At 62.0% G+C, this 14,962-nt stretch carries 16 protein-coding genes and 1 riboswitch; of the genes, 6 read left to right on the top strand and 10 right to left on the bottom strand.

What is annotated here, in order from left to right; translation table 11 throughout:
* Positions 1-59 precede the first annotated feature (59 nt).
* Complete coding sequence (locus Mame_RS20600; RefSeq protein WP_018064532.1) at positions 60-974, top strand: AraC family transcriptional regulator; 915 nt, start codon at positions 60-62, stop codon at positions 972-974.
* Positions 975-993: 19 nt separating this feature from the next.
* Here the strand turns inward: Mame_RS20600 and Mame_RS20595 are convergent, their stop codons facing one another.
* Positions 994-2,232 (bottom strand): TCR/Tet family MFS transporter, encoded by a 1,239-nt coding sequence (locus Mame_RS20595; protein ID WP_257789101.1) that lies wholly within the window; start codon positions 2,230-2,232, stop codon positions 994-996.
* A gap of 256 nt (positions 2,233-2,488) precedes the next feature.
* Between Mame_RS20595 and Mame_RS20590 the strand changes: the two genes are divergently transcribed.
* Complete coding sequence (locus Mame_RS20590; protein ID WP_018064534.1) at positions 2,489-3,049, top strand: bifunctional transcriptional activator/DNA repair enzyme AdaA; 561 nt, start codon at positions 2,489-2,491, stop codon at positions 3,047-3,049.
* Entirely contained in the window at positions 3,046-3,564 is a 519-nt protein-coding gene (locus Mame_RS20585) for a methylated-DNA--[protein]-cysteine S-methyltransferase (protein ID WP_018064535.1), read from the top strand. Before Mame_RS20590 ends, Mame_RS20585 begins: the two co-directional genes overlap by 4 nt.
* Here the strand turns inward: Mame_RS20585 and Mame_RS20580 are convergent.
* The gene (locus Mame_RS20580) at positions 3,561-4,574 is read right to left on the bottom strand and encodes a helix-turn-helix domain-containing protein (RefSeq protein ID WP_018064536.1); all 1,014 of its coding nucleotides are present in this window, start codon (positions 4,572-4,574) and stop codon (positions 3,561-3,563) included. The two genes, Mame_RS20585 and Mame_RS20580, sit on opposite strands and share 4 nt — an antisense overlap.
* Positions 4,575-4,702: 128 nt before the next feature.
* Here Mame_RS20580 and Mame_RS20575 point away from each other — a divergent pair, with 128 nt between their 5' ends.
* Complete coding sequence (locus Mame_RS20575) at positions 4,703-5,722, top strand: alpha/beta hydrolase family protein (protein ID WP_018064537.1); 1,020 nt, start codon at positions 4,703-4,705, stop codon at positions 5,720-5,722.
* A 127-nt stretch (positions 5,723-5,849) separates the two neighbouring features.
* Here Mame_RS20575 and Mame_RS20570 read toward each other — a convergent pair whose 3' ends face one another.
* The 4 genes from Mame_RS20570 to fabA all read right to left on the bottom strand — a co-directional run bounded on the left by Mame_RS20570 (position 5,850) and on the right by fabA (position 10,223).
* Positions 5,850-6,929 carry a porin gene (locus Mame_RS20570; protein WP_018064538.1) on the bottom strand — a complete coding sequence of 360 codons (1,080 nt, stop codon included), beginning with the start codon at positions 6,927-6,929 and terminating at the stop codon, positions 5,850-5,852.
* Positions 6,930-7,626: 697 nt separating this feature from the next.
* Positions 7,627-8,436, bottom strand: coding sequence for an enoyl-ACP reductase FabI (fabI, locus tag Mame_RS20565; RefSeq protein ID WP_018064540.1), 810 nt, complete (start codon positions 8,434-8,436; stop codon positions 7,627-7,629).
* A 7-nt stretch (positions 8,437-8,443) separates the two neighbouring features.
* Positions 8,444-9,670, bottom strand: a complete 1,227-nt coding sequence (gene fabB, locus Mame_RS20560; protein ID WP_026173427.1) for a beta-ketoacyl-ACP synthase I — start codon at positions 9,668-9,670, stop codon at positions 8,444-8,446.
* A 37-nt stretch (positions 9,671-9,707) separates the two neighbouring features.
* A complete protein-coding gene (gene fabA, locus Mame_RS20555; RefSeq protein ID WP_018064542.1) occupies positions 9,708-10,223 on the bottom strand; it encodes a 3-hydroxyacyl-[acyl-carrier-protein] dehydratase FabA in 516 nt (171 codons plus the stop codon).
* 302 nt (positions 10,224-10,525) lie between these two features.
* On the opposite strand from fabA, the gene irrA reads away from it, so the two are divergent.
* Positions 10,526-10,942, top strand: a complete 417-nt coding sequence (gene irrA / locus Mame_RS20550; protein ID WP_018064543.1) for an iron response transcriptional regulator IrrA — start codon at positions 10,526-10,528, stop codon at positions 10,940-10,942.
* 5 nt (positions 10,943-10,947) lie between these two features.
* On the opposite strand, the gene Mame_RS20545 is transcribed toward irrA, so the two are convergent.
* The 4 genes from Mame_RS20545 to Mame_RS20530 form a co-directional block, all read right to left on the bottom strand.
* Positions 10,948-11,724 (bottom strand): YdcF family protein, encoded by a 777-nt coding sequence (locus Mame_RS20545; protein WP_018064544.1) that lies wholly within the window; start codon positions 11,722-11,724, stop codon positions 10,948-10,950.
* A gap of 27 nt (positions 11,725-11,751) precedes the next feature.
* Entirely contained in the window at positions 11,752-12,789 is a 1,038-nt protein-coding gene (locus Mame_RS20540; protein ID WP_018064545.1) for an aldose epimerase family protein, read from the bottom strand.
* A gap of 57 nt (positions 12,790-12,846) precedes the next feature.
* Complete coding sequence (locus tag Mame_RS20535; protein ID WP_026173428.1) at positions 12,847-13,791, bottom strand: homoserine O-succinyltransferase; 945 nt, start codon at positions 13,789-13,791, stop codon at positions 12,847-12,849.
* 52 nt (positions 13,792-13,843) lie between these two features.
* A riboswitch (SAM riboswitch) is annotated at positions 13,844-13,921 on the bottom strand.
* 39 nt (positions 13,922-13,960) lie between these two features.
* Positions 13,961-14,593 carry a LysE family translocator gene (locus Mame_RS20530; RefSeq protein ID WP_018064547.1) on the bottom strand — a complete coding sequence of 211 codons (633 nt, stop codon included), beginning with the start codon at positions 14,591-14,593 and terminating at the stop codon, positions 13,961-13,963.
* 148 nt (positions 14,594-14,741) lie between these two features.
* On the opposite strand from Mame_RS20530, the gene Mame_RS20525 reads away from it, so the two are divergent.
* The gene (locus Mame_RS20525) at positions 14,742-14,945 is read left to right on the top strand and encodes a heavy-metal-associated domain-containing protein (RefSeq protein WP_018064548.1); all 204 of its coding nucleotides are present in this window, start codon (positions 14,742-14,744) and stop codon (positions 14,943-14,945) included.
* The last annotated feature ends 17 nt before the right edge of the window (positions 14,946-14,962 follow it).

The following is a 14,962-nucleotide window of genomic DNA, read 5'->3' as shown; positions in this document are numbered from 1 at the left end:
CCCGGATAAACTGGATTATCATTAATCATAAGTCCTGTTTTAATTTGAGATAGTCCAGAATGGCGGATCCACTTTCCGATGTCGTCCGGCTTCTCCGGCCCGGCGCGGTGTTCTCCAAGGGCATCAGCGGTGCCGGGCGCTGGGCGGTGCGCTACGCCGAATTCGGGCAGCCGGGGTTTTGCGCGGTGCTCGAGGGGCGTTGCAGGCTGGCCGTCGATGGAGAGGAGCCGGTCGTGCTGGAGGAGGGCGATTTCGTGCTGCTGTCGGCCACGCCGGCTTTCACCATGTCCGGCATGGAGCCGGCGCAACCGGTCTTCATTGACCCCAAAGCCGATCCCCTGCCTGATGGCGCGGTGCGTTATGGACGGCAGGAGGGGGCGGCCGATCTCAGGCAGTTCGGCGGCTGGTTCAGCTTTGCCTCGCCCGATGCCGGTCTCCTCGTGGCGCTGCTGCCGCGCATGATCCATATCCGTGGGGTTTCAAGGCTTGCGCAACTCGTCCGCCTCGTGGGCGAGGAGGCCGCAGGGGAGGCGGCGGGCCGCGAACTCATTCTGGAGCGCTATGTCGAGATCCTGCTGATCGAGGCGCTGCGGGCGGTGCCGGCCGAAAGAACGCTGCCCGGCCTGCTGCGCGGCCTGGCCGATCCCCGGCTCGCCGCCGCACTCCGGGCCATGCATGGCGATGTCGGTCGCGCCTGGACTGTCCCGGACCTTGCCCGCGTCGCCGGCATGTCCCGCTCGGCCTTCTTCGAGCGCTTCGCCCGCGCGCTCGGAACCCGCCCGATGGAATATCTCGCCCGGTGGCGCATGAGCCTTGCCAGGGATATGCTGCGCCATGGCGGCCACACGCTGGACGAGATCGCCGAGACGATCGGCTACAGCTGCGCAAGCACCTTCAGCACCGCCTTCAGCCGCCATACGGGCAGCCCGCCCGGCCGTTTCATGCGGCAGGCGGTCCTGTCTTCAAACGCCTGATGGTCCGGCAAAGCCGGCATCAGCCCGCTGACCTCGTGGTCCTCAGCGCGAGTACCAGCGGCACGGCAAGCGCATAAACGGCGACCACCGAGAGCCAGACCGCTCCCGGCCATGTGGACTGGAACGAAAAATAGATCGCCGAAAAGGCCAGCGGCGCGATGATGGAGGAGAGGCTGATGATCGCCGCCACCACGCCCTGGAACCGGCCTTGCTGCGTGTCGTCGACCATTCGCGTCGCGAGCGATTGCAGCGCCGGCACGCCGATGCCGGCAAGGGTGAACACCGGCATCACGGCGAAGACCATCCAGCCGTGATGGGTGAAGGCCATGGCGGTGAGCGCGATCGACGCGCCGCCGATCCCGGTCAGGATGGCGCCGCGCTCGCCGAGGATCCGGGCCGCGGGGCCGGGCAGGAAAATCTGCGTTAACGTTTGGCAGATGCCGAATGTGCCGAGCGTAAGCCCGATCCAGAGACCGTTCCAGCCGAACACATCATGGCCCCAGAGCGCCCAGCTCACGCCATAGGCCTCGCCGGTGAAGCTGAACAGGAAGAAGATCAGGATCACGGGCAGCATGCCCGTCATCGACAAGGCCCAGCGCAGTGGCCGCAGCGGATTGAGCGAGGCCGGATCGAACCTGCCGGCAGTCGCCTTGCGGGTTTCGGGAAGAACGAAAAGGGCGAGCAGGAAATTGCAGCCGTTCAGGAGAGCGGCCGCGATGAACGGCAGCCGCAGCCAGTGATCGCCGAGAAAGCCGCCGGTGACCGGACCGGCAATGAAACCGATGCCGAACATCGCGCTCATCAGGCCGAAGCGGCGGGCGCGGGTGTCTTCGGCCGAAATATCGGTGATGAAGGCGGCTGCGACGGCTGTGTTCGCGCTGGTGAGGCCGGCAATGGCGCGGCCGAGAAACAGCAGCCAGAGCGATGGCGCGAAGGCGAGCAGCAGATAGTTGACCGCCGCGCCGCCAAGCGAGATCAGAAGCACGGGACGCCGGCCGATCCGGTCCGAAAGCGTGCCGAGCACCGGGGCGAAGATGAATTGCATCGCGGCATAAAGGGCCGTGAGTGCACCGATAAAGGGGGCGACGTCGGCGGAATGGGTCACCTCCTTCAGCAGTGCGGGAAGGATCGGAAAGATCAGGCCGATGCCGAGGGCATCGAGCACAATGGCGGTATAGATGATGATGAGAGGTCTGTTCATGGACGCGTTCCTCTGACGCAGACACGATGGGTCGTGCTTGCGTTCGGCCTGACGGATCAGGCACGGGTTTAAGGGAAACGCTGGCCGGCCGGGACGAAGGTCTGCGGCGGCGTGTACTCGACCGTCCAGTTCGCCAGAGGGCGGAGACGATCGCTTTTCGCGATGCGCATTCTCATATACCCGCAGAGGCGGGAGCGCAAGTTCGAGTGCCCCTTGCAGGTCACGGACCGGGCCGATGGTTGCGCCGGTCGTTTTCGGACCTCATAATGACATCGTGCTCGCCTCCCTCAACCGGCGCTGCTAAAATCGGGCCATGTTGGATTTCGACACATGCGAAGCGGCGCGGCAGGCGCGCGATCCGGCGTATGACGGCAGGTTCTTTACCGCCGTTAGGACGACGATGATCTATTGCCGGCCGGTCTGCCCGGTGAAACAGCCGCTGACGAAGAATGTCAGCTATTTCCCAACGGCAGCCGCCTGCGAGCGGGCGGGCTACCGGCCGTGCCTGCGCTGCCGGCCTGAAACCGCACCGTTTTCGCCGGCCTGGAACGGCACGCGTACAACCGTCGAGCGGGCGCTGAAGCTGATCGGCGAGGGCGCGCTGGATGCTGGCACGGTGGAGCAACTTGCCGCACGCCTCGGTGTTGGCGCGCGGCATCTGTCGCGGCTCTTTGCCGTCCATGTTGGCGCGTCGCCATTGCAGACGGCTCAGACGCTGAGGATCGGCCGGGCAAAGCGGTTGCTGGATGAGACTTCGCTGCCGGTCGCGGACGTGGCGGCGCGTGCAGGCTTCGGCAGCGTCCGGCGCTTCAACGCCGCGTTTTCCAAGCTTTACGGACGTCCGCCCTCGGCGATCCGGAGACCGGCGCGATGAGCGGGCTGTTCTATACCTATATCGACAGCCCGGTGGGCGCTCTGCTGGTCGCCGGAGATGGCAACCGGCTGCATTTCATCTCGTTTCCGACCGGCCACAAGGCGTTCGGGCCGCGGCCGGACTGGCAGCGCTATGATGCGCCGTTCGCAGAGGCGCGACGTCAGCTCGATGCCTATTTCGCCGGCGAACTGAAGCAGTTCGACCTTGCCTATCATCTGTCGGGCAGCGGGTTTCAGAACCGCGTCTGGGAATATCTGGCAACGATCCCCTATGGCGAGACCACGACCTATGGCGCGATCGCCAGGACGCTCGGCGATGCCAATGCCAGCCGGGCGGTCGGAACCGCCAATGGCAACAATCCGCTGCCGATCCTGTTGCCCTGTCACCGCGTCATTGGCGCGAACGGCGCACTCACCGGCTTCGGCGGTGGGCTGCCGACCAAGAAATATCTGCTCAAGCTCGAGAATGCCTGGGAGGAGCCGCCGCAGGCGGACCTTTTCGCTGGTCGGCTCTAGAGGCTTTCAGAAAGCCGGGTCGCCTTCACCCAGGCCGAAGGGCTTTTGCCGGTAACCCGCTGGAATTCCCGATTGAAGTTCGACTTGGTGTTGAAGCCGCTTTCCAGCATCGCGGTGGTGACGCTGTCGCCGGAAACGAGCCTTTCGCAGGCATGGACGATTCGAAAACGGTTGATGTGGCGGGAGATATTCTCGCCGGTGGCCCGGTTGAGCGCCGCCGAAAGCTGCTTTGCCGGCATCTGCAGCCGTCGGGCGAGGCGCGCGAGGGTGAGCGAAGGTTCGAGATAGAGCCTTTCCTCTGTCAGCAAACCGTCAAGCCGATCGACGATCGCGTGGTCGCCTTCCTCCGGTGCGGGCGCTGCGGCGGGGCGCGGCGGCGCCTCCGCTTCGGTCTCGCCGAATGCGTTCGGCGAAACGCTCAGAAGGCCGACCGAAAGCAGCGCGCAAGAGGTGAAGATGGAAATGATCAGCTGCGCCCATCCGGGGTTGTCTGAGAGAAAGGCGATCGCGATCAGGCTGTCGCTCAATGCCGATGCTAGCAGGCTGACGGCAATGCCGGTCCATAGCCACAGCGGCTGGCGTCCCGCCTCAAGCCGCGCCAGCGGCAGGGCATCGCCGCCGGATTTCAGCACGTAAAGGATCAGCCCGCCATAGGCGATGAAGATTGCCGGCAGGATGAGGTCGATAGTGGCGGGTGCGAACAGGATGCAGAAGACGGTGAAGGCCGGCACCAGCAGGTGGAGGCTGTCGCGTGCCGGTTTCAGCGGACGCAGAAATGCGGTCTGGAAAGTCAGCCAGGCCAGGACCGGTATCAGGGTCGCCGTCACCGGCTGAACCGGGCGCAGCAGAGAAAACCCGTAATATTGCAGCAGCGCGACGATCAGGCTCTGCACCGCGCAGGCCGAAAGAAACACGATCACCACCGGCGACCGTTCCTCGACCGTCAGCACCCGGAGGATCAGAAAACCAAGCACCAGAGCGGTGACCATCGGGACGGGCAAAACCAGCATGTCGTCTCCTTCATCTGCCGGTCTGATAGTTCATAAACCGGTTCCGGGCGACCTGAAACCGGATTGAGGACGCCGGAGAGGCCGAAAATTACGAGAAGGAGGCGGTTTCAACCCGAAAGGATACGTCCATGAAAAGCATTCTTCTCTCCCTCCTGTTCTCCTGCGGCGTTGCCGCGCATGCCTTCGCGGCAGAAGACCTTCCCGGCTATGAGCGGATGACCGTGCTTCCGCCGGACCGCGCCCTGCCGGTGGCCGCAAGCCTCTGGTATCCCGCCGGCGTCAGAAGCTATCGCGGTGTCGTCGGCGACAATCCGGTTTTCCACGGCGCCTCCGTCTGGATGGGCGCGAAGATTGCCGAAGGGCAATATCCGCTGTTCGTGTTCTCCCACGGCTCGGGCGGCAATATGGAAAACAGCGCCTGGCTGTTTTCGGCGCTGGTCGAAAAGGGGGCGATGGTGCTCGCGGTCAATCATCCGGGCAGCACGTCGGGCGATTCCTCGCCGCGCGCCTCGCTCTATCTTGACCGGCGTGCAGGCGATATTTCCGCAGCCCTCGACGCGCTGCTCGCCGATCCGGTGCTGGGGCTGCATGTGGACAGGTCGCGGATCACTGCGCTCGGCTTCTCGCTTGGAGGTGCAACCGTGCTCAATCTCGGCGGCCTCCGCTTCGACCGGCAGACCTATCGCGACTATTGCCAAGCCAATCCAAAGGCGACCGATTGCGGCTTTCTGGCCAAGGGCAATGTCGATCTCGATCATCTGCCCGAGGGCTTTTCCGCCGATGGCCACGACGACCGGATCGGCCACGTCATCGCCATCGATCCAGCCTTCACCTATACGGTGACGGAGGCAAGCGTGGAGGCGGTGACCGTGCCGGTGTCATTCATCAATCTCGGCGACCGGGACCGACTGAAGACCGGGGATGTCTCGGAGAACGGCAGCAACCTCGCCAATCGCCTGGCCGATGCCGACTATCAGGTGATCGCGCCTTCCTATCACATCACCTTTCTGGGGCTGTGCAAATCGGATGGCGCAGCCTTCCTCGCGGAAGAGCAGGACGATCCGGTCTGTACCGATCCGGACGGCGTGGATCGCGCCGACACCCACGAAAGAATCATAAAGGCCGTTGCCGCATCGGCGGGGCTGTGATGGCTTCGGACGGCTGGCGACACAGAGGGCCAAAAGCCCGCGACTAATCAAAAAAATACCCCCGGAAAGCGTTGCCGCTCCGGGGGTAGTGCAGGGCCCAAAGGACCCTGCGATCTGTTTGCGTGACTTAGAAGTCGCGCTGCAGACGGAACCAACCGGCCCAGTAGTCATCAGCGTAGTACTGATCAGGCGTGTCGGTGTATTCAACGTTCAGCTTGGCGCTCAGGCCTTCGACGATGGTGTAGTCGAACAGCGCACCGGCAGACCAGTAATCTTCGTTGTCGGCACCCGGGATGTTGGCCGAGGTCCACTGAACAGCAGGCGTAACGGAGAACTTGTCGGTTACGTTCAGCTTGTAGCCGGCAGCAAGAGCCCACTCAGCATATACGCCCGGGATAACGGTCGGGGTCGGCAGCGAGTAGTTCTGGAAGTCGTTGTTGCCGTAAGAGTTGGCGTAAGCGTTCCAGCCGGTGGAGTAGTTGGCGCCGAGGTCGAGCGAGCCCGGGCCGAGTGCCAGCGAGGTCATCAGACGGAACGAAGCTTCTTCGTTGTAGGTGTCGTAACCAACATCGAGCTTGGCGCCAATGCCGCCAGCCTGGAAGCCTACGCGACCGGAAACGCCGAGCTTGGGCGTGTTGTCGCCAGAGTTGGAAAGGCCAACCATGGAGGGCTCAAGCGCGTCGAGCGAGAGACCGCCTACGAAGCCTTCGCCAACATAGACGTAGCGCATCGAGTTGAAGTTGGTCTGACCTGCAAGGTCGTCGATTTCGCCGAGAAGACCTTCATCCCAGTAGCTGAGGAACTTACCAGCCTGGAAGCCGCCGAGGCCGAGGTAGGCTTCGTCGATGTAGGTGTCGCTGGAGCCATCGTTCGAATAGTATTCGCTGTTCAGAACGATCACACCGGTCAGAGCGCCGAGTTCGGTGTCGGTCTTGGAAGATACGACCAACTGGCCGCGCGTCCAGGCGTTCCAGGTGTCTTCGACGTTGCCGCCGGTCTGTGCATCGATCTGGAAACGGATGTAACCGCCGACGTTAAGGCAGGTTTCAGTGCCCGGGATGTAGAAGTAGCCGGCGCCGAAAGCGTCGCAGACTTCAACATAGTTGGCCTGTACGGGTTCGATCACGACGACCGGATCAGCTGCCTGGGCAGCGGAGGCAGCGGCGAAAGCTGCTGCGGAGCCCAGGAAAAGGCTTTTGATGGTCATAGTTAAATCCTCAATTTAATCGAGCATGGAAAGGAGGCGCTAGCCCCGATTTAGTGAAGTCCGGTGAATTGCCCCCCGGCTTCTGGCAACCATTAACAACGTCTTGTGCGTCCGTCTCAATAAACCCTAGGTGGAACTATAAATCATTTGATTGAATAAAAGGGGGTGGTGCAAATTCGCAACAAAAGTGGATGCCGCCCGCTAACGGCGAATCATGTCGGCCGCGTCTGAAGCGTCATCTTGCTTTTTTCGCCCTGGCGGAGAATTCCTTTTAAATCAGTCGATTAAAAGAGAGTTTCTGCGCAGGCTCACGATGCTTCGCGGAGTTGTAGCGGGTATTGGTCCGGTTGTTGCTCCCGCTGAACGGGAGAGAAAATGAACAAAATCTTAACGCGCCGCCGCGCGCCGCCTCGGACGCTGAAAAACAGGCCATAAGGATACCCGGATGTTTGCTATCCCAGCGTCTGCTGGTCGAGGGCGGCAGGAAAAAATTATTTTATAACAATAAGATAGTTTGGTTTTAGGGCGTTCGTTTCGCTAGTGATGGCGATCACGCGGTTTGGTTTCGAGCCCGTCTATGGAGGAATACGGCATTGATTCCACGGCCTATTCCGTCAGGCGAAAAAAAGACGCGCTCATCGAAATGAGCGCGTCTTATGCAACCTGAGATTTAACGAAGCATTAATATGTGCCGGAATCAGGTCTCCGGATCGCCGCGCCGCATCATTTCGGGGATGGGCATGGAGAGGATATTGTAGCCATTGTCGACGAAATGGATCTCGCCGGTCACGCCAGAGGCGAGATCGGACAAGAGATAGAGCGCCGACCCGCCGACATCCTCGATCGTGGTCGAGCGGCGCAGCGGCGCGTTGCGCTGCTGCCATGCGTAGACGAGACGCGCGTCGCCGACGCCGGAGCCCGCGAGTGTGCGCACCGGACCGGCCGAAATCGCGTTGACGCGAATCCCCTGCGGGCCGAAGTCGCCGGCAAGGTAGCGCATCGAAGCTTCCAGGCCGGCCTTGGCCACGCCCATGACATTATAGTTCGGCACCACGGCGGTGGAACCGCCATAGGTGAGCGTCAGCAGCGATCCGCCATCCGGCATCAGCGCGGCGGCGCGCTTGGCCACTTCGGTGAAGGAGAAGCAGGAGATCACCATGGTGCGGACGAAATTTTCCCGCGAGGTGTTGGCGTACTGGCCCTTGAGTTCGCTCTTGTCGGAAAAGCCGATCGCGTGAACGAGGAAGTCAAGCTTGCCCCAGCGTTCCTCGATTGCGGCAAATACCGAATCGACGCTGGCGATGTCTTCGACGTCGCAGGGAACGACGAAGTCGGAACCGACCTCTGCCGCCAGCGGATGAACCCGCCGGCCGAGCGCCTCGCCCTGATAGGTGAAGGCAAGCTCCGCGCCCTCGGCGTGAACCGCCTTGGCGATGCCCCAGGCAATCGAATGATTGTTGGCAACGCCCATTATCAGGCCGCGTTTGCCTTTCATAAGTCCGGTCATTTGCGCATTATCCATTGTAGCGCTGGAAGACCAGCGTAGCGTTCGTGCCGCCAAAGCCGAACGAGTTTGAAAGAACGGTGTCGATCTTGGCGTTGTCGATGCGCTCGCGCACGATCGGAACGCCTTCGAACTCGGGATCGAGTTCGTCGATATGGGCGCTCTCGCCAATGAAGCCTTCCTGCATCATCAACAGGCTGTAGATCGCTTCCTGGGCGCCGGCAGCCCCCAGCGAATGGCCCGTCAGCGATTTGGTCGACTGGATTTTCGGCAGCTTGTCGCCGAAGACTTCCTTAATGGCACCAATCTCGCGGCTGTCACCGACCGGGGTCGACGTGCCGTGGGTGTTGATGTAGTCGATTTCGCCGTTGACGGTCTCGATCGCCATCTTCATGCAGCGCACCGCGCCTTCGCCGGAAGGGGCGACCATATCGTAGCCGTCGGAGGTCGCGCCGTAGCCGACCACTTCGCCGTAAATCTTGGCGCCGCGCGCCTTGGCGTGTTCCAGTTCTTCCAGAACCACGACGCCCGCGCCGCCGGCGATGACGAAGCCGTCGCGGTTGGCATCATAAGCCCGCGATGCCCGGGTCGGATCGCTTTCGTTGAAATCGCTCGACATCGCGCCCATGGCGTCGAACAGGTTGGACATCGTCCAGTCGAGGTCCTCGTGGCCGCCGGCGAACATCATGTCCTGCTTGCCCCACTGGATCATCTCGACGGCATTGCCGATGCAGTGCGCGGACGTGGAACAGGCCGACGAGATCGAGTAGTTGACGCCGTGGATCTTGAACCAGGTCGCAAGCGTGGCCGAGGCCGTCGATGACATCGCCTTCGGCACGGCGAAGGGGCCGATCCGCTTCGGAGAGCCGTTCTTGCGGGTAATGTCGGCCGCATCGATCAACGTACGGGTCGAGGGACCGCCGGAGCCCATGATGATGCCGACGCGCGGCTTCTCGCTGTAATCGCTCTCTTCCAGGCCGGAATCGGCGATCGCCTGCTTCATGGCGACGTGGTTCCACGCGCCGCCCTGCGAGAGGAACCGCATGGCGCGGCGATCGACCTTGTCGCTGGTATCGATATCCGGGCTGCCCCAGACCTGGCACCGGAAGCCGTGTTCGGCAAAGTCCGGCGAAAAGGTGATGCCTGATTTGGCCTCACGCAGCGAGGCGGTGACTTCGGCCGCATCGTTTCCGATCGAGGATACGATTCCCAACCCTGTGACGACAACACGTCTCATATCTGTTGACCTCTTTATTTGACTTGCAAGCGAAGCGTTACTCTGCCTTGTCCTTGGACAGGCCGACGCGCAGGTCGCTCGCCTGGTAGATCATTTCGCCATCGGCCTTCAGCCAGCCATCGGCCGTGCCCAGAACCAGGCGGCCGCGCATGACGCGCTTGAAGTCGATGCCGTATTCGAGAAGCTTGACAGACGGGCGGACCATGCCCTTGAACTTGACCTCGCCTGTGGAAAGCGCCATGCCGCGGCCTTCCTCGCCCAGCCAGCCGAGGAAGAAGCCGGTCAACTGCCACATGCCGTCAAGACCCAGGCAGCCCGGCATGATCGGGTTGCCCTTGAAGTGGCAGGCGAAATACCAATCGTCGGGGGCCACATCATATTCGGCGCGAATGAAGCCCTTGTCGTGGGCGCCGCCGGTCTCCGATATTTCGGTGATCCTGTGGACCATCAACATCGGCGGGAGCGGCAATTGCGCATTGCCCGGGCCGAAAAGCTCGCCCTCGGCGCACTTGATGATGTCCTCGTAGTCGAACTGCGATTGTCTCGTGCTCATTAAAACTCTGCTTCCCTTCGTTCAGCGAGGGGGTTTCGTGTCTGCCTCAAGATAAGGGCGTAACCGCTTTCCAGCAATGCGCGGCGGTATTACTTCACCAAAATCTGCAAACCCTTCATCGTTTCGCTCCACCCGTGGCCATACAGGAAGCCGCCGCCTGCTGCCAGAGTGAAACGCCATTCGGGCCCGTATTTGCAGTTTAATTTCAAGTGCCGCAAGCCCTCACCCTATTGAAAGCGATTCTCAATCCCGTTATATCGGGCTATATTTGTGTTGTGACAGTTCAGGCGCCCGTAGGAATTATGGCAGCGAGACATCGTATCTCCGAAGCAAGGCTCCGCGAAAGCGGTCTGCGTCCCACGCGCCAGCGTGTCGCGCTGGCCGAACTGCTGTTTGCCAAGGGCGATCGCCACCTGACCGTCGAGGAACTGCATGACGAGGCGATCGAGGCCGGCGTGCCGGTTTCTCTGGCGACCGTCTACAACACGCTGCATCAGTTCACCAATGCCGGCATGATCCGGGTGCTCGCGGTCGAGGGTGCCAAGACCTATTTCGACACCAACACCTCGGATCATCATCACTTCTTCATCGAGGGCGAAAACCAGGTTGTGGACATGCCCGAAAGCAGCATTTCGCTCACCGGCATGCCGACCCCGCCCGAGGGCATGGAGATCGCCCATATCGATGTCGTGGTCCGCCTGCGCCCCAAGCGCCGCTGATACGTTTACGGCCCGCTCGCTGAACGCCGCAACAGCAGCAATCCCGCCCATTCCCTGAGCGCCGTCGAGAGCATCATCGCGTTGATCATCGGCTTGTCGAAGCTGAAACCGAACCGGATATTGCCGTCGGTGCGATAATCGGCGGGCCATGGCATGACCTTCATGCGCTGGCGGCCAAACAGCGCCATCGAACGCGGCATGTGATAGGCCGATGTGATGACGATGCAGCCTGCGTCTTTCAAACCTTGGCTGGCCAGCAATGCCGCCGTCAGGCTGGCGTTTTCCGCAGTATTGCGCGCGCTCGGCTCGTAGATCAGCCGTTCCGCGGCAATGCCGTGATCGGCGAAGAACCGGGCGGCGGGCGCGGCCTCGCCATGGATATTGCCCGACAGCGAATTATCGCCGCCGGTCACCAGGATTTTCATCGCCGGATAGAGCCGCGCGAGCCTGAGCGCCTCGATATAACGGTCGCCTGCGCTGGAGAAGACATAGGTGCCGCGCCGCGCCGAAATGCCGGTGCTGATGCCGCCGCCGAGCACGATTGCAAGGGCAGGCGGCGCCTCAAGTTCCGGTCGGGGAAAACGGTTCTCTAGGCCCGCCATCAGCATTGCCCCGGCCGTGGTGAAACAGGCGATGCCGAGCGTAATGGCCGCGAGCGCGGCGAAAACTGCTGCCGCCGCGCTCCACGAAAAGGCGAGGCAGACGAGCGCGGCCAACATTGTCAGGAAAGCGAAGGCAAGCGGCTGGAAGATCATCCAGAACAGTTTTGAAACGACAAACATCCGGCCGCGATTCCAGACCCGGCGGCTTTACGCCGGGGCCTTCTTGGTCTCGCTCTTGCGGAAGACATAGTCCGTCTCCTGCCGAAGCGTCTCGCCCGGGCGCAGGATGGCGTTGGGAAAACCCTTATGGTTGACGGCGTCGGGCCAGACCTGGGTTTCGAGACAGAAGCCGGCGAACGGGCCATAGGGAAAGCCGCTCAGCCCTTCGGGCGTCTCGTCCAGCTTGAAGGCGGTGTAGAACTGCACGCCGGGTTCGGTGGTCAGCACGTCCATGGTGACGCCGGAGGACGGCGCGCGCACGCTGATCACCGGGCGCTTTTCCATGCGCTCCGATGACAGGCAGAAATTATGGTCGAACAGCACCTGCCGCCCGTTCGGATATTCCCGTTTCATCGGCTGGGGCTTGCGGAAATCGAACGGCGTGCCGGAGACCGGCGCCAGTTCGCCGGTCGGGATCTGGCGCTCATCGGTCGGCAGGTAATGCTCGGCGGTGATCATGATCTGGTGTTCCAGCGTATCCGTGCCATTGCCGAGATTGAAATAGCTGTGATTGCAGATATTAGCGATTGTCGGCTTGTCGGTGGTGGTTTCGTAGACCACCGAGAACACGCCGCGCGGCTTGAGCTGAAAATGGGCGCGGATCGTGCAATTGCCCGGAAAGCCGCCGCGGCCGTCGCGGTCCACGATCTTCAGCGTCACCCGATCCTCGCCGATCTCCTCGAATTCCCAGAGGCTGACGCCGGTGCCGTCGCTGCCGCCGTGGAGATTGGTGACGCCGTTTTCATTGCGGTCGACTTGGTATTCCGTGCCGTCGATGGTGAAGCGGCCATCGGCGATGCGGTTGGAGGAGCGTCCGGGCGTCGCGCCGAAATAGGGCGAATAGTCGAGATAGTGCTCGAACGTGTCGAAGCCCAGCACCAGCGCGTGCGGGTGGCCGTCCAGGCGCAGGTCCTGCACCACCGCGCCCCAGTTCAGGATATTGGCGGTCAGTCCGCCGCCGGAGATCGTGACCCGTTCTACCGCCTGTCCGTCTCGGGTTTTTCCGAAGTCCTGGGGCGTGTTCATTGCTTTTCTCCGCGATATGTCATTGCGGCGCGATACTGCGCCGGAAAGGGGAGGGCTTCAAGCGCCCTCCCGATCGATCTGTCGGTCGATCCCGATTTCTTCCAGATGATAGGGCGTGGTCTGGTAGACCTCGTTGATCCAGTTGCCGAACAAGAGATGGGCATGCGAGCGCCAGCGGTTCTGCGGCGTGCGCGCCGGGTCGTCGCCGGGGAAATAATTGTGCGGCAGGTCGACCGGTACGTTGGCTTCGACATCGCGCCGGTATTCATCGCCAAGCGAGTTCGAATCATATTCGATATGGTTGAACATGTAGAGCCGGTTGGCGAATTCCTCGTGCGCCAGGCACGGCCCGACCTCGTCGGAATCGATCAGGATTTCCATGCCGGAAGCACTCGCCAGTTCCGCGCGCCGCACCTCGGTCCAGCGCGACACCGGAACCTGGAAATCGTCGGAAAAGCCGTTGAGATAGATCGAGGACGGCTTCAGGTTCTGGTGGCGATAGATGCCGAAGGCCTTCTTGTCGAGAAGATGCTTGGCGACGCCGTGAAAGTGATAGGCCGCCGCCATCGCGCCCCAGCAAATATTCATCGTCGAATGGCAATGGGTGGTCGTCCAGTCGAGGATTTCCTTCAGCTCATCCCAATAGGTGACCTCCTCGAAGGCGAGTGTCTCGATCGGCGCGCCGGTGATGATGAAGCCGTCGAACTTGCGGTCCGCAACCTCGTCCCAGGTATTGTAGAACGACAGAAGATGCTCGATCGGCGTGTTCTTGGCCTTGTGGCCGCCGACGCGGATCAGCGACAGCTCGATCTGCAGCGGCGAGGCGCCGAGCAGGCGCGCGAACTGCAGCTCGGTCTTGATCTTGTTCGGCATGAGATTGAGCAGCCCGAAGTGCAGCGGGCGGATATCCTGCCGCTCCGCAACCGTTTCCGTCTTGACCCGCACGCCTTCCGCAATCAGCGTTTCATAGGCGGGCAGTGTGTCTGGAATCTTGATAGGCATGTTCACATCCATACAAACAGAAAACCGGCCGCGCACAAATCGCAGGCCGGGGGCTTCCGCTCGCTCGGCCCTTTAGCGACTTGTTTAACGTGGCTGCAAGCCGGCCGGCCAAATCACCACGAGGAAGAAGTCAATAGCGCCGCACGGGGCAGGCGTCAATATTCCCGGCTTACGACGCCGCCCGTCGCCATGCCGCCGTGGCAATGCCCATGGCCATCAGCGCGCCGCCGCCGAGGTGGGGCAGAAGGGCGGTGACGACCGGGGAGGCGAGCTTTTTCCGAAGCCTGTCGGCGGCAAGCGCATAGGCCAGCGCGTTGAGCGCGGCGAGGGTGACGAAGGTCGAAATCAGGATGGCGAATTGCGGCGCGAGCGGCGCTTCCGGCTTCACGAATTGCGGCACGAAGGCGATGAAGAACACGATCGATTTCGGGTTGAGAGCGGTCACCATCAGGGCATGGGTGAAGACATGCCGGGGCGGGAGGGCGGCTTCCGACGCCGAGGGCACGGCATCGCCGACGCCCTTGCTGCGAAACAGCTTGAAGCCGAGATAGACGAGATAGGCCGCGCCGATCCATTTCAGCACCATGAACAGTTGCGCCGAGGCCAGCACCAGCGCGCCGAGGCCGGCCAGCGAGGCGGTCATGGCGATGAAATCGCCGAGCGCGACGCCCGCGACCGTCGCCAGCGCCACCCGCCGGCCCTGGCTCAAGGCATAGCTCAGCACCAGCAGCACCGTCGGCCCAGGGATCAGCAGCAGCGCTGTCGAGGCGGCGGCAAAGGCGAGCCAGATATGCAGGTCCATGGTGTTTTACCTCCTGTTTCCGCAAGCAAAGACAGAGCTTCCGGCGGTTTTCAAGCGCGGTGACAAGAAAAATCAACGGATCGCTCTTGACCTTCCAGCAACTGGAAGCCCCATCTCTGCCGCAACAGGTTCCAGAAGGAGAATGTCAATGACCGAGACCTTGAAGATTGAAGGCATGGGCTGCGGTGGCTGCATAACGACCGTGACCAAGGCGCTTTCCGCTGTGCCGGGCATTTCCGACGTGGATGTCAGCCTCGAGAAACACGAGGCGCGGTTTGCTTTAAATGCGCCGGCAACGCGCGAGCAGGCTGTAAAGGCCGTCGAGGATGCCGGCTACGACGTGAAGGGGTGAGCCAGACCGGCCGATCC

Origin of the sequence: Martelella mediterranea DSM 17316 (genome assembly GCF_002043005.1) — a bacterium.
In the GTDB taxonomy this organism is placed as follows: domain Bacteria; phylum Pseudomonadota; class Alphaproteobacteria; order Rhizobiales; family Rhizobiaceae; genus Martelella; species Martelella mediterranea.
This window is presented reverse-complemented; position numbering and strand designations above follow the sequence as displayed.

What these genes read in the sequence shown, in the direction of transcription:
- Mame_RS20575 (WP_018064537.1), top strand. Translation starts at nt 4,703, where the DNA reads ATGAAAAGCATTCTTCTCTCCCTCCTGTTCTCCTGCGGCGTTGCCGCG.
- Mame_RS20580 (WP_018064536.1), bottom strand. Translation starts at nt 4,574, where the DNA reads ATGCTGGTTTTGCCCGTCCCGATGGTCACCGCTCTGGTGCTTGGTTTT.
- Mame_RS20540 (WP_018064545.1), bottom strand. Translation starts at nt 12,789, where the DNA reads ATGAACACGCCCCAGGACTTCGGAAAAACCCGAGACGGACAGGCGGTA.
- Mame_RS20530 (WP_018064547.1), bottom strand. Translation starts at nt 14,593, where the DNA reads ATGGACCTGCATATCTGGCTCGCCTTTGCCGCCGCCTCGACAGCGCTG.
- Mame_RS20600 (WP_018064532.1), top strand. Translation starts at nt 60, where the DNA reads ATGGCGGATCCACTTTCCGATGTCGTCCGGCTTCTCCGGCCCGGCGCG.
- Mame_RS20535 (WP_026173428.1), bottom strand. Translation starts at nt 13,791, where the DNA reads ATGCCTATCAAGATTCCAGACACACTGCCCGCCTATGAAACGCTGATT.
- fabA (WP_018064542.1), bottom strand. Translation starts at nt 10,223, where the DNA reads ATGAGCACGAGACAATCGCAGTTCGACTACGAGGACATCATCAAGTGC.
- Mame_RS20585 (WP_018064535.1), top strand. Translation starts at nt 3,046, where the DNA reads ATGAGCGGGCTGTTCTATACCTATATCGACAGCCCGGTGGGCGCTCTG.
- Mame_RS20545 (WP_018064544.1), bottom strand. Translation starts at nt 11,724, where the DNA reads ATGTTTGTCGTTTCAAAACTGTTCTGGATGATCTTCCAGCCGCTTGCC.
- irrA (WP_018064543.1), top strand. Translation starts at nt 10,526, where the DNA reads ATGGCAGCGAGACATCGTATCTCCGAAGCAAGGCTCCGCGAAAGCGGT.
- Mame_RS20570 (WP_018064538.1), bottom strand. Translation starts at nt 6,929, where the DNA reads ATGACCATCAAAAGCCTTTTCCTGGGCTCCGCAGCAGCTTTCGCCGCT.
- fabB (WP_026173427.1), bottom strand. Translation starts at nt 9,670, where the DNA reads ATGAGACGTGTTGTCGTCACAGGGTTGGGAATCGTATCCTCGATCGGA.
- Mame_RS20590 (WP_018064534.1), top strand. Translation starts at nt 2,489, where the DNA reads ATGTTGGATTTCGACACATGCGAAGCGGCGCGGCAGGCGCGCGATCCG.
- fabI (WP_018064540.1), bottom strand. Translation starts at nt 8,436, where the DNA reads ATGACCGGACTTATGAAAGGCAAACGCGGCCTGATAATGGGCGTTGCC.
- Mame_RS20525 (WP_018064548.1), top strand. Translation starts at nt 14,742, where the DNA reads ATGACCGAGACCTTGAAGATTGAAGGCATGGGCTGCGGTGGCTGCATA.